The sequence below is a fragment of the Limnochordia bacterium genome (assembly GCA_023230925.1).
GTDB lineage: Bacteria > Bacillota > Limnochordia > DUMW01 > DUMW01 > JALNWK01.
Genome location: JALNWK010000069.1, coordinates 1 through 12,037, shown reverse-complemented (window position 1 = coordinate 12,037; position 12,037 = coordinate 1). Strand labels below are relative to the sequence as shown.

The following is a 12,037-nucleotide window of genomic DNA, read 5'->3' as shown; positions in this document are numbered from 1 at the left end:
GCTCCCATACCTTACTTTTTATGTTCCACAATCTAGTTTGGCCATGATTTGCTTTCTGGCGTACATTTCTTTACCCACTAATCAATTGCCAGACTGCAGAACCAAGCACATCGCAAATAGCTCCTCCTTATTTCCCTGTTGATCGACCTTAAAAAGTTTATCACCGGTACCACCACCCCAAACACCGGCATAGATCGTACCTACGGCATCGATTATGGGACACCGCACCTCTCCACCTAATTCAGCCGCCCCATTTATTCCCCAATCAGTGTCTCTTTGCCAACCAGCTTCAGCCTTCTTTAGCTTTACTACACCAGCTGTACCACTGCGCTCCGCCAGGTACAGGTTTCCTTCCCCGTCCACCAATACCCCCTCGCACTTGGACACTCCAAGACCTCGAATGTCGTGAATGGCGACCAACTTCAAGTCTGCGGTGAATTCATATACTTCAAGATCGTCACTGGCAGGAACCCATACCCGGTCATCGGTGGCCACAAAAACAGCTTTACCGCATGCTTTCGGGTTTATACTCCCTATGCTAGTCGTCTGGGTAATGAGGGGAGTCTTACCCGACAAGTCAATGAGAACAACGTTTCTTTCTTGGATACCAGTCACATAAAGACCTTGCTCATCGTTGGTTAAGGCCATGCCGCGGTAACTACCCGTTCCAGGGATGCGAAATTCGCCATCCAGTACCCAACTACCCAACGCGTTTGGCACAATCCCGAAGAACAGGATTGCCACCACACCTAAGGATATGAGAACGTTTACTCTTTTCATGATGGTTCCCCCTAAGTAGATGATCGTTACAACAGACATTTTCTGTATTGGATCACCAATTCCTGCAAGCAGAGAAGATGCGTGGTCTAGTCGCCGAATAGAAGCGGTGTTCCCGTTAAAACATCCGAGAAAACCCAATAGTATGCCGTTTATTCCCGTTGGGACTAATTGATTTTTCCTCACAGCCTTGTTTTTTTATCCTCCATGGCTTATTTTGGCTCGCTTTTCGGCATGCATTTCCATATCTGTTAATTGATTGCTAGATTGCAGAATCAAGCACATCGGAAATATCTCAAACCAAGCGTTTCTTGACACGCAACATACGTTCGAGTAGCATCGATGGTGAGATGAGTACCAAACGAGGGTGGCATAATCGTGCTGACCTACGTGGTTGGAGATCTGCTAATAAGCCCTGCCAGAGTATTGGTAAACACAGTTAGTACGGTAGGTGTGATGGGAAAAGGAACAGCTAAGAGGTCTAAGACTGTCTATGCAGAGATGTTTACTCAGTATCAGGAGCTCTGCAAAGCAAATAAGTTTTCGATAGGACAACTGTGGTTGCATGAGACTCAGCATACGTGGATTCTGAATTTCCCCACCAAGAAGCATTGGCGTAGTCCCTCCAAGCCTTCATATCTTGAGCAGGGACTGAAGGAATTTAAGGGGATTGCTTCCATAGCATTTCCGAAATGGAGGATTGGACTGGGAGGAACAGGTCCGTCCGCTTATGGAGAAATATTTAGGCAAATTGCCCATTGATGTCTGTATACATGTACCAGCAGACTCCATTTGCGGTTGAATAGAACAATATCAGAGAGAGCAAGCGTTGGCTGCGGAGTCAACCCTATTCATTGGAGAGGTACGGGAGGGCATTGAACGATGACTGAGACAGCAGGCCATTTTTAACACCTTTGGTAAGGCAAGACTGGTGGGTTCGCCAGTGCAAGAAATTCAATTTACTTCTAAGAATGGAGTTTTTGCTTGTTAACATGGAATTAATCATAGAGCTATGGCAGTATACTCGAAGGTGTGATTTTGTATGAGTGATGTTCTCCCGTATGATCTCGACAAATGCGGCTCTGATCTAATCGGGATTCTGAAAGGCCTGCCCTATCTAAAATCGTACTAGAAAGCTCAAGTTACCAACAGAAGCACTCTGTTGCCCTTCAATACCTAGCTATGCCTGCACGAGTGAGTTTATCTGGATCAAAAGACCAATGAGGGAATCAGAGTTGCCAATCTCAGCAAACTAAGCGCGTCGGCAACTCAACTGAAGAAGATGCCGGATAGATTAGGAATTGTAAAGCTTTAGGTCCAAAGGTACCACGGGGACCTGAGGAAAATGCCAATCAAGAGAAGAAGCGACCAATTGGCCGAGAATACGGAAAACCGGATGGAGGCGAGTAGATATGGACAATGCCGAACGGAATTATGAGCGCTTGGCGGAGGTGTTCTGGAATCTGCCTCAAAAGGGAGAAGAGGAAGCGCGGCGGGAACAGGCTTTCATGGATGATATAATCCAGAAGGCCCATCTTGATCGTGAAATCGAAGGGTATCTCGAAGGGGTGGAGACGGTCTTTGACGGTGGCGCGGGTGTGGGGCGGTTCTCCATTCCACTGGCTCAACACGGAATCAGAGTCACCCACTTTGATATCTCCCAATCTATGCTGACTAAGGCCAAGGAACTGGCCAGGGAAGCAGGTGTTGAACACCGTATCAATTTTGTGCAAGGAGCCCTTACTGACCTCGGTAGTTACTCCGCTGGATCCTTCGATCTGGTAATCTCCTTTGATGCTCCAATCTCCTATACTTATCCAAAACATGTTCAGGTTCTTCAAGAACTCGTCCGTATTGCCAGAAAGTCGGTGGTCATAAGCGTGTCAAGCCGCCTAGGAAGCCTTCCCTACGTTTTTAATCCGATACAGAAAAGACAGTATATCATTGATGAAGATGCCGATGATCCCCTTGTCCAGTGGTATATTAGAAACGAAGACAAACAGTTTAAAGCTTGGCAGCCTGACTTTCATCTCGCCGCGGAATTCCTTAGGACCGGATTGGCCGATGACCCCGATGAACTCTACGAACGTATGGAACAAGGGGAGACTCCTTGGCCGATCAACTACTGTTTCCTGCCGGAGGAGCTTAAGTCAATACTAGAAAGTGCGGGCCTGAGGAAGATCAGGCTATCAGGGCCAGGTGCCCTAGCCCGATCGGTGCCGAGAGAGATTCTTCGCCAGATGCTTTGCACTGCCGAATACCGACAGCAATTCTTGGATCAGTGCTTTGCCTTCGATAGTCAGCCCTCAGTTTGCGGGTTTGGAAAAGACAATCTCGTTGCATCTGGAATAAAGGCCTAAGGCGCCATTGAGCTGAAGGAGCAAGCGGACTATGCGAGACAAGAGATTTGTGGCAAAGCATAGAAGTGGTCCCCTGAGTACGGATGAGCATCGGCTAATGGCTCTGTGGGCAGCTGATTGCGCTGAACATGTCCTGCGGATTATTTACAGGATTGCAGCTGTTCAGCCTGCCTTTGAAGCAATAAGACAAGCTCGGGCTTGGGCAAAGGGCGAGGTCTCTGTTGGCAATGCCCGAAAGGCAGCAATAGCGGCCCACCGGGCTGCTAGAGACTCCGATGATGCAGCGATCACGGCGGCAATTCGGGCCGCAGGACATGCCGCTGCAACGGTGCACATGGCTGATCATTGTCTAAGTGCAGCTGGGTATGCCATTAGGGCCGCGGAATTGGGCGGAATTAATGCAGAGGCGGAGCGGCTTTGGCAAGATCAACACCTTCCGACATCTATTGGGGATCTAGTGCTGTCGGCCCGGGCCAAGCGGCAGGTATTGCCCTAGTGGTTCATTCGTGGCCGGTAAGGTGCAGGGTGGCCAGGCAGTCCCTTTTCTCCGTTAGCCTGCCTAGCACTGTCCAGTATGTTTTCAGTACCCTCAGCATGCTCTTACGGACTTGGTGATCTGCTCTGTGTTCCAATTGGTACCCTTGATGTACTTATAAAAGAAGCGGATGTACCTTTATCAAAAGGCTGCAACTCTTCAGTATGAAGTCCCTTCGAGGTTCTACCTTTTCAGTAAGGTGAGCTTTGTTGTGGGTCATGTCTTAATCAAAAGGGAAGGACTGTGAAAGGCAACTCGCAAAGATGAGTGTGGCAGTTCTCCATTGGTACAGGTGCCCCCCCGCTCCCAGTCCGGGATCTAGGGCAGTAGTAGACCTAGACGAGATCGTATCGAGGACTTCCTGTCGGAGAAACTAACCCCCATGTTTCTTTAGAAACACAAAACGCTTTATGAAACTCGCCAGAAACCGGGTCCTGAGCAAAGCTAGCTCACACACTGACGCGTTTCTTAGGCTGTTTCGTCTCTTGTGTAATTCAAAATGATACCTCACATATTGACATATGTCGATATGACACATATACTAAGAACAAATCGATAGAAATGGATGTGAGGAAAATAGAACGACCCTATGCGAATGATGTCAGGGTGTTCAAAGCCTTTTGCGATGAGAATCGTCTGCGGATCCTGGATCTTTTGCGGAGTGGTGAGAAGTGTGCATGTCGGCTCCTTGAGGATCTTCACATTGGGCAGTCCACCTTGTCTCATCATATGAAGATTCTGTGTGAATCAGGTGTGGTGCATAGTCGAATCGAAGGAAAGTGGACGTATTACTCCATTGACACCGATGGAATCCAATATGCCAAAGGACTACTGGAAGATCTGGCCAAGGTTGAGGAAATCGCAGATCAGTGTGATAACGATGAAGCGCAATAGGTGCAGAATAGAGATTGGGAGGAATCAGTAGATGAAGGCGATCGAGGCGATGTGGTTGTTCCTTCAAAATGAAGTACTAGGGATGCGCTGGTTAGATAATTTGGTGGGGAGAGGGCTATCCTATGTTGGGTTAGACATCAGCGGACGACTGGGCGGCGGCATTCAGTTCTTTATCTATGACACCATCAAGATCCTAGTGCTTTTGTCAGTGTTAATCTTTATCATTTCGTATATCCAAAGCCATTTTCCACCTGAGAGGACCAAGAAAATCCTCGGACGGTTTCAGGGGATTACAGCCAACACCCTCGCTGCGTTACTAGGGACAGTGACCCCCTTTTGTTCCTGCTCATCTATTCCGCTGTTCATTGGCTTTTCCAGTGCCGGATTGCCAGTGAGTGTCACCTTTTCCTTTCTCATTTCTTCGCCATTGGTGGACCTAGGTTCACTAGTGTTGCTCATGAGCATTTTCGGCGGCAAGATCGCCGTGGCTTATGTGGTGGTAGGACTCATTCTGGCAGTGATTGGCGGGACTATTATTGGACGACTGGGTATGGAAGAATACGTGGAGGAGTTTGTAAAAGCAGCTGGTAACGTGGAGATAGAAGCACCAGACCTAACTAGAAAGGACCGTTTGCTTTATGCTAAAGATCAGGTGAGAGCGACGGTCAGAAAGGTAACTCCCTATATCCTGGTGGGAGTGGGTATTGGAGCGGTGATTCACAATGTCATTCCAGAGGAGTGGATCCAAGCCATCTTGGGTAGTGACAATCCTTTCTCAGTGGTCTTGGCTACTCTGGTGGGCGTTCCGATGTATGCCGACATCTTTGGCACGATTCCTGTAGCTGAGAGCCTATTTACTAAGGGGGCCGGACTGGGGACTATTCTTTCATTTATGATGGCGGTCACCGCCCTTAGCTTGCCGTCGATGATCATGCTCCGCCAGGCGGTCAAACCTAAGCTTTTGGCGGTATTCGTTGGTATTGTGAGTGTCGGGATTATGGTGATTGGCTATTTATTTAATATATTTGAGTTTGTCTTTGCGTAAGATAACTAGGGTGCATAAGTAGCATAGAGTACAAATACAAGGGAGTTGCTCCATGTATTAACGACTTATGTGGTGCGTTTGTCTGTAGTGAGATGTACCATAAAGTGTCGATGTATGGGAGCAAGACAATGAAGCGACAAAGAATTGCCCAAGTGGTACTGCCTCTTTTGATTGTCACGGTGATTGTTGGTATTTGGTATATGAAAAACGCAGGCAAGAAGCAGGTGATACCCCTTGTGATCACCGAGGTGAATCTTGATGAGATCAGGTCCCATGCACTACCGGTGATTTTAGACTTTGGTTCCGACTCCTGTGTCCCTTGTCAGCTGATGGCACCGGTCCTAGAGAAAGTTCATGCCGAGATGCAAGGAAAAGCACTGATTTACTATGTGGATGTATGGAAATACCCCAAGGCTGTGGAGGGCTTTCCGGTACGGGTTATACCGACCCAAGTGTTCTATACCGCCGATGGTAGGCCCTATGTCCCAAGTGAAGAGATCAGAACTAGCATTGAGTTTACTCTGTACTATGCCAAAGAGACCAACGAGCACCTGTTCACCGTGCATGAAGGTGGGTTAACCGAAGGGCAGATGTTCCGCATCTTAGCTGAGATGGGGGTGAAGTAGCGATGAACAGCCTCCTTGATAACCTAGGGGTCTTGCTACAGGATAGCACCTGGCTAGCTCCCCTGTTTGCTTTTATCGCAGGGGTATTTACTTCCTTTACGCCCTGTGCCTTATCCAGTATACCGCTGGTGATTGGTTATGTGGGGGGATACGGCAAGGATCCGAAGAGGGCGTTTTGTTTGTCGGTTGTCTTTGTCCTTGGGTCTGCGGTAACCTTTACGGCTTTAGGCGTCATCGCTTCCTCAATAGGCAACATCGTGGGTGCTTCCAGGCAATGGTGGTATCTGGTATTGGGTGTACTAATGGTCTTGATGGCCTTGCAGACCTGGGGAGTATATAGTTTTATTCCCTCAACCTACCTAGTCTCACTAAACACGAAGAAAGGATACGCCGGGGCATTTATTGCCGGAATCCTTGGAGGTGTTTTCTCCTCCCCCTGTGCTACACCGGTCCTAGTGGTTTTGTTAGGCATAGTTGCTCGCCGGGGAAGTATTCTGTGGGGGTCCCTTCTTCTGATGCTTTATGCCTTAGGCCATGGTGCCTTAGCCCTAGTTGCAGGCACTTCCGTGGGGTTTGTGCAAAAACTATCCCAAAGCAACCGGTACGCTATCGCCAGTCGCATGCTCAGGATGGTGATGGGTACGCTTATCTTGCTTATCGGGTTTTATATGTTTTACCTAGGCTTTTAGTTTGACGAAAGAGGTGTACAATGATGGTACTGTTTGGTCGACAAGAGAAAAAAGGCTGCTGCAGTAACAACTGGAGCTGGGAGGCAATGGAGAAAGCAAAAAAAGCCCAGACCGCTGGCAGCCTAGTAAAAGTGCTTGGTTCTGGGTGCACCAAGTGTCGCATGCTCAAGGCCAATGCCGAAGCTGCCCTAGAGCAACTGGGCCTGGATATTACAGTCGAGTACATCACAGATTTTAAGCAGATTGCTTCCTACGGGGTCATGACTACGCCCGCACTAGTGGTCGATGGGAAGGTGGTTTCCTACGGTAAGGTGGTAACAACCGAGGAAGTTGTGAAGATATTAAAAGACGTGATCGACTAGTGTTAGAAGAGCCAAGAGCAATGGGACAAAGCCGGGAATAGCCCTTGTCTTCGGACGCATCTTGGTAGCTACTCGGGGACGTCTCTGGAAGCGAATCCCGGGGCATGAAGGAGAAGTCCTGGGTATTACGTTGTAGGCCGACTTGGCTAAGTTGAAGTGGACCGCTATTTTTCTTCACCGGTTTCAGTTGTGAAGATAAACCTTTCTCTTAGGATGTAGGGCCAAGTCATTGTGTTGTCCGCCCCCCGGACTAATTATATTGTCACGTCTTTTGCTGAGGAACAAGATAAGATTTGTGGAGCACAACGAAATTGAGGAGGGTTAGATCCTTATATTACGAAGAAATCATTCTTAGCCAGAGGAATGTTCCGCAGGGATGTCGTAAAGATCCGAGTAAAGGATAAGGGACGGATTGAGGGGGTAGTTCTTGTATGATCGAGTCAAGATGCGGCTTGTGTTGTTCGGAGTTTAACTGCAAAGAGGCCTTTGGCTTTGATTGCAAAGGCTGTGCCTTAGAAGAGGAGATCCCCTGGGGAGAGTGCGAGATAAAGGTATGTTGCGAGAGGAAAGGGCTAGATCACTGTGGTCAGTGTGAGGAATTTCCCTGTGAAGTGCTAAGGCAGTTCTCCTATGACAAAACCCATGGTGATAATGGTTTGCGGATTGAGCAATGTAGGAAGTGGTGTAGCGGATAATGGCCGAATTTTGACCCTGACAGTCCATATGATCCAACTCTGCTGTGTGGAGCCGTCTAGCTATTACCGTAAGAGGTAGCAGAGGAATATTGACGTCCATGCCGCGGGCATAGACAAAACAGCCCCTATGGGTACAGTTGGATCGAGTCGGTTGTTTTCGGTGTGCTCATCATCAGGTGCGTTTGCTGGACGGGTTACACGTTAGGAGTTTCCGCCAATTGACTAGTTTAATCCCCAATTCCCGGATTTTCCGCCGGGTCTCGTCTTCCATGAAGATTTGGTATTCCCAGTAACGTCTCTGCCAGGAGGTTGTGATGGCCCGCATATGATCACTTTCCAGGGCAGGGTGGATGATTAGATAAGTGATCCCGGGTGGCAGATTCTCTAATTGGCGGTAGATTGCCTGTTTCATATCTTTGTAGGTATCTCCTCCTGCAGCGCCAAACAAAGTAGTCAGCTTCGGAGTAGATTCCCCACGCATCAGTTCGGCTAGTCTTGGATCGTAGCCTTGAGATGCAAAGGCTGACATGACTTCAGGCTTGGGATCTAAAATCATCGGGGGCAGGTCGAACTGCTTAGCTGCATCAATGTAGGCAGTGGCAAAATCCCAAGAGGCCAAGGAAGCGCCCATGTGGGTATCCACATGGGTGGGTGTTACACCCCAGTCGAAGGCTTGTTGGATTTGGGCTACGGTTTCTTCATAGATCTCCTGAGCCGAGGCTTGGTTAAGCACTTCTTGGGGCCTTTGATGCATGAATCCATTCTGGTCCACCAACCCTTTCGTTGATGTCAGTGGTCGCCAACGATAACTACTCCATTCACTGGTTAGGGTGACATGAATTCCTACATCGAGGTTGGGATGCGCTCGGTACCATTGCATGAACTCATAGGCCCAAGGGCAGGGTATCATCACACTACAGCTGGTAGCCATACCAGAAATCAGAAGGTTTTTGACCGCAACGTTAGCCTCCCAACTCATGCCGGTATCATCGCAGTGGATGATCAACAGGCAAGCATCGGAAGCATAGCCAAGGTCTTGGGCGATGCCTGATGTCTTCATAATGTCTTCCTCCCGGAGTATAGAAGGTGTTATAGCTAGTACTTTTTACTGTATACATAAATAATTAGAAACTTCAGCAGGCAAGAGGAGATTCCTGCTTGTTTGTGGAATAAAGCTACCAGAAAGGCACCGTGAGACTCCTTGATTCAGCCATAAAGTCACCAATGCAGCCATCTAGGATCAAGACTTGTAAGTTGAATCTTTGCGGTAGGTTTGAGTATGGCTACGAACCAAGGATTGTTGGTTTTATGCGTGGGAAGAGGCAAGCCGTCCCACAGTCGATTTAAGTTGCGAACAGAAGGACGATGACAAGCAAAGCAGGTCTGGAAATCATTGGAGTAAAGGTGATACATGAACTGACAAAACAAGCAAGCAACGCTACTTCTTGGCAACCCACACAGGAGGACTTAAGTTCGAAATAAAGAAGCACTACCGGCAGAAAGGTTTGTGTTTTTGGTTGGGCTCGCTGTTGGTTTGACCAAAAAAGCTCAGCGGAAAAGGTCCTTTTGGAGTTAAGTATGTTCACGGTGACGGATGAAGCTGTAGGCAAAGATAAGGATCATAGGGCAGGAACGAATGTTCTTGTATCCATCATAGAGGCAGGAGTTGAAGAGAAACAATGGCAGAGGATATGCTCGTAAAGTTATATGATCTACCTGATGATTGGAGCTTTTTAGCTGGTCAGGCAGAGCAAGGTATTACCATCAGAAAACCCATTGGACCGGAGAAACACCTAGTTTTACAATGGATCAAAAACAATTTCAATGAGTGCTGGGCCAGTGAGGCTGAAGTGGCAATGTTCAATTCTCCCAGGACTTTATTTGTTGCGATCAAGGACAACAAACTCATCGGTTTTTCCTGTTATGATGCCACGGCCTTGGGGCTGTTTGGACCCATTGGTGTGGCAGAGTCATGCCGGGGTCAAGGCACGGGAAAAGCCTTGCTTTTTGCCGCACTGTTGGACATGAAGCTTAAGGGTTACAAGTATGCAATTATTGGCCTTACAGGGTTACATGCATTCTACAACAAAGCGGTGGGAGCTGTGGTCATCCCTGATTCCTTCCCGGGATTCTGGGAGACGTGGGTGAGAGAGAACTAGCTTGCCAGAGGATTTGTGTAGCTGAAGGCAAGTGATATGGAGTATACGCAGGATGTGAAGACCAGATAACGAAAAATATCTTGGCCGCTGGCAGTTCAGACTGTCTTGGGCGTGGGAACTACGAAGCGGATCACAGTAGCATCAGAATCACTTCCTTGTCTGCATTGCCTTTTGTTTCACTGCTTGAACGATGCTAGCCACATCCTTTTCGTTGATGACCATGTGTGTATCTTCATTGTACTTAGGGCCTCCCATGGACAAATCAGTTCTGCAAGTTTTCATTTTAGATCTGCGGGTCTCCATGCTGCCAGTATGTACATTGGTGATACCTGCATCCAGGATTGCTTGGATGTTATGACCGCGGACTCCGCCTCCCGATATAATTACTAGGCTATCCCCGGCGATTTCTAATAACTGTTGCAGTAAGGGAAGGCCTAAGGCGGCGGTGGGTTTTTGCCCTGAAGTGAGGAGACGATCTACCCCAAGGTCAATCAGCTGTTTGAGAGTTTCATATGGGTCTTGGACCTTGTCAAAGGCGCGGTGAAAACAGACTCTAAGATCGTAGTGTTTGGCTGTGGCAATGAGTGCTTCCATTCTGGGTAAGTCAAGAAAACCGTGCTCATCAAGAACACCAAAGACAACGCCTTCAACTCCCAGGCTACCCGCTACGGCAATATCCCGTTGCATCACTCCAAATTCATCATCACTGTACAGAAAATCCCCACCCCGGGGCCTAATCATTACGGCGACGTCAATGGGTACGGTTTCTAGAACATGCTCAATCAGTCCGTAACTAGGAGTAGTGCCACCCGCAAAGATATCTGCACAGAGTTCTACCCGGGTGGCACCGGCCCTGCTTGCCCTACGAACATCCTCGATGGTGTAACAACATACTTCCACTGTATAAGACATTGGCGTTCCCCCTTCAATAGGTATATTCCACCCTAAAGAGGAAAAGTCCTTGAGACTACATGTTGGGGAGTAGGTCGGTACACGCCGTGTGTTAACTGAGCTTTAGTGAAGAAGGCCCCATGCCTTGTTTACATGTGCCGCTGACCGTGGTTTATGCTTCGAGGTGCCTTGCAATTGCTGGGGATAGAACGTAAACTTGGGTGTAGGATAAAAGTCTTCGGGAAGGTATGAGAAGGAATTTGCGAAGTTTGGTCGTAACAGTTAGCTTTGTGTAGTTCGATCCTCAGAAGGCGCTTGGTAGGAGATGAGATGGTGGAGAAGACTTCAAGTTGGAAGAAAAACGTAGTTTTATTTATCGCTAGTCAAGTTATATCGCTATTTGGCACGTCTCTGGTGCAATACGCAATTATGTGGCATATTACACTAACAACCCAGTCGGGCATAATGATGACCATTTCGATCATCTGTGGTGTCTTGCCGACTTTTTTCCTTTCACCCTTTGCGGGGGTATGGGCTGACCGCTACAATAGAAAAACGCTTATTATCCTATCGGATTCTATGATTGCAGTAGCAACCCTTGTTTTAGCCATCTTGTTTTTTATGGGACATGATGCCCTATGGCTGCTTTTTTTGGCTTCTGCCCTGCGGGCCTTCGGTTCCGCAGTCCAAACACCTGCAGTCGGAGCCTTTCTTCCACAGCTGGTACCCGAAGCTCAGCTGACCAAAGTGAACCCGAATCAGGCAAGCCTCCGAAACAGAAGGTATTTTCCAGTTTGTTGACTGCCCCAAATGGGGTATAGCGTCAGAGTAAATGGGAAATGATGGCAGTATCCCGGTGATTAATGTGAATTTGAGGGATCAGGACACACGGGGCCTGGAAAGTTATCCTAGATTGCTCGTTTTGGAGCGCGTTGAAGCGACCACGAGAAAAGACTGCAACGTGGTTTTGAGATACGCAAGAGGATTTTCGTTAAGCGGCTTGT

General features: G+C 48.2%; 13 protein-coding genes and 1 pseudogene. 11 read left to right on the top strand and 3 right to left on the bottom strand.

Going from position 1 to position 12,037, the window contains the following annotated elements; translation table 11 throughout:
* Nucleotides 1–81: 81 nt before the first annotated feature.
* Complete coding sequence (locus M0Q40_11570; GenBank protein MCK9223235.1) at nucleotides 82–780, bottom strand: hypothetical protein; 699 nt, start codon at nucleotides 778–780, stop codon at nucleotides 82–84.
* A 375-nt stretch (nucleotides 781–1,155) separates the two neighbouring features.
* Between M0Q40_11570 and M0Q40_11565 the strand changes: the two genes are divergently transcribed.
* From M0Q40_11565 to M0Q40_11525, 9 genes are all read left to right on the top strand, one after another.
* Nucleotides 1,156–1,539: a macro domain-containing protein gene (locus M0Q40_11565; protein ID MCK9223234.1), complete on the top strand. Its 384-nt coding sequence runs from the start codon at nucleotides 1,156–1,158 to the stop codon at nucleotides 1,537–1,539.
* A gap of 650 nt (nucleotides 1,540–2,189) precedes the next feature.
* Entirely contained in the window at nucleotides 2,190–3,137 is a 948-nt protein-coding gene (locus M0Q40_11560; GenBank protein ID MCK9223233.1) for a methyltransferase domain-containing protein, read from the top strand.
* A gap of 31 nt (nucleotides 3,138–3,168) precedes the next feature.
* On the top strand, nucleotides 3,169–3,633 hold the full coding sequence (locus M0Q40_11555) for a hypothetical protein (protein MCK9223232.1): 465 nt from the start codon (nucleotides 3,169–3,171) through the stop codon (nucleotides 3,631–3,633).
* 600 nt (nucleotides 3,634–4,233) lie between these two features.
* Nucleotides 4,234–4,566, top strand: a complete 333-nt coding sequence (locus M0Q40_11550; GenBank protein MCK9223231.1) for a metalloregulator ArsR/SmtB family transcription factor — start codon at nucleotides 4,234–4,236, stop codon at nucleotides 4,564–4,566.
* 31 nt (nucleotides 4,567–4,597) lie between these two features.
* Nucleotides 4,598–5,611, top strand: a complete 1,014-nt coding sequence (locus M0Q40_11545) for a permease (GenBank protein MCK9223230.1) — start codon at nucleotides 4,598–4,600, stop codon at nucleotides 5,609–5,611.
* 128 nt (nucleotides 5,612–5,739) lie between these two features.
* Nucleotides 5,740–6,237, top strand: a complete 498-nt coding sequence (locus M0Q40_11540; GenBank protein ID MCK9223229.1) for a thioredoxin family protein — start codon at nucleotides 5,740–5,742, stop codon at nucleotides 6,235–6,237.
* 2 nt (nucleotides 6,238–6,239) lie between these two features.
* Nucleotides 6,240–6,926, top strand: coding sequence for a sulfite exporter TauE/SafE family protein (locus M0Q40_11535; GenBank protein ID MCK9223228.1), 687 nt, complete (start codon nucleotides 6,240–6,242; stop codon nucleotides 6,924–6,926).
* A 23-nt stretch (nucleotides 6,927–6,949) separates the two neighbouring features.
* Nucleotides 6,950–7,288 carry a thioredoxin family protein gene (locus tag M0Q40_11530; protein ID MCK9223227.1) on the top strand — a complete coding sequence of 113 codons (339 nt, stop codon included), beginning with the start codon at nucleotides 6,950–6,952 and terminating at the stop codon, nucleotides 7,286–7,288.
* A gap of 431 nt (nucleotides 7,289–7,719) precedes the next feature.
* A complete protein-coding gene (locus M0Q40_11525) occupies nucleotides 7,720–7,983 on the top strand; it encodes a DUF3795 domain-containing protein (protein MCK9223226.1) in 264 nt (87 codons plus the stop codon).
* 172 nt (nucleotides 7,984–8,155) lie between these two features.
* Here the strand turns inward: M0Q40_11525 and M0Q40_11520 are convergent, their stop codons facing one another.
* Entirely contained in the window at nucleotides 8,156–9,043 is an 888-nt protein-coding gene (locus M0Q40_11520) for a polysaccharide deacetylase family protein (protein MCK9223225.1), read from the bottom strand.
* 619 nt (nucleotides 9,044–9,662) lie between these two features.
* On the opposite strand from M0Q40_11520, the gene M0Q40_11515 reads away from it, so the two are divergent.
* Nucleotides 9,663–10,142 (top strand): GNAT family N-acetyltransferase, encoded by a 480-nt coding sequence (locus M0Q40_11515; protein MCK9223224.1) that lies wholly within the window; start codon nucleotides 9,663–9,665, stop codon nucleotides 10,140–10,142.
* 147 nt (nucleotides 10,143–10,289) lie between these two features.
* On the opposite strand, the gene M0Q40_11510 is transcribed toward M0Q40_11515, so the two are convergent.
* A complete protein-coding gene (locus tag M0Q40_11510; GenBank protein ID MCK9223223.1) occupies nucleotides 10,290–11,054 on the bottom strand; it encodes a copper homeostasis protein CutC in 765 nt (254 codons plus the stop codon).
* A gap of 309 nt (nucleotides 11,055–11,363) precedes the next feature.
* On the opposite strand from M0Q40_11510, the pseudogene M0Q40_11505 reads away from it, so the two are divergent.
* Nucleotides 11,364–11,786 (top strand): annotated as a pseudogene (locus M0Q40_11505) (MFS transporter).
* Nucleotides 11,787–12,037: the final 251 nt, after the last annotated feature.

Bases quoted from the DNA above. Each gene is read 5' to 3' on its own strand.
- M0Q40_11570 (MCK9223235.1), bottom strand. From the start codon at position 780: ATGAAAAGAGTAAACGTTCTCATATCCTTAGGTGTGGTGGCAATCCTG.
- M0Q40_11560 (MCK9223233.1), top strand. From the start codon at position 2,190: ATGGACAATGCCGAACGGAATTATGAGCGCTTGGCGGAGGTGTTCTGG.
- M0Q40_11555 (MCK9223232.1), top strand. From the start codon at position 3,169: ATGCGAGACAAGAGATTTGTGGCAAAGCATAGAAGTGGTCCCCTGAGT.
- M0Q40_11550 (MCK9223231.1), top strand. From the start codon at position 4,234: ATGGATGTGAGGAAAATAGAACGACCCTATGCGAATGATGTCAGGGTG.
- M0Q40_11545 (MCK9223230.1), top strand. From the start codon at position 4,598: ATGAAGGCGATCGAGGCGATGTGGTTGTTCCTTCAAAATGAAGTACTA.
- M0Q40_11540 (MCK9223229.1), top strand. From the start codon at position 5,740: ATGAAGCGACAAAGAATTGCCCAAGTGGTACTGCCTCTTTTGATTGTC.
- M0Q40_11535 (MCK9223228.1), top strand. From the start codon at position 6,240: ATGAACAGCCTCCTTGATAACCTAGGGGTCTTGCTACAGGATAGCACC.
- M0Q40_11530 (MCK9223227.1), top strand. From the start codon at position 6,950: ATGGTACTGTTTGGTCGACAAGAGAAAAAAGGCTGCTGCAGTAACAAC.
- M0Q40_11525 (MCK9223226.1), top strand. From the start codon at position 7,720: ATGATCGAGTCAAGATGCGGCTTGTGTTGTTCGGAGTTTAACTGCAAA.
- M0Q40_11520 (MCK9223225.1), bottom strand. From the start codon at position 9,043: ATGAAGACATCAGGCATCGCCCAAGACCTTGGCTATGCTTCCGATGCT.
- M0Q40_11515 (MCK9223224.1), top strand. From the start codon at position 9,663: ATGGCAGAGGATATGCTCGTAAAGTTATATGATCTACCTGATGATTGG.
- M0Q40_11510 (MCK9223223.1), bottom strand. From the start codon at position 11,054: ATGTCTTATACAGTGGAAGTATGTTGTTACACCATCGAGGATGTTCGT.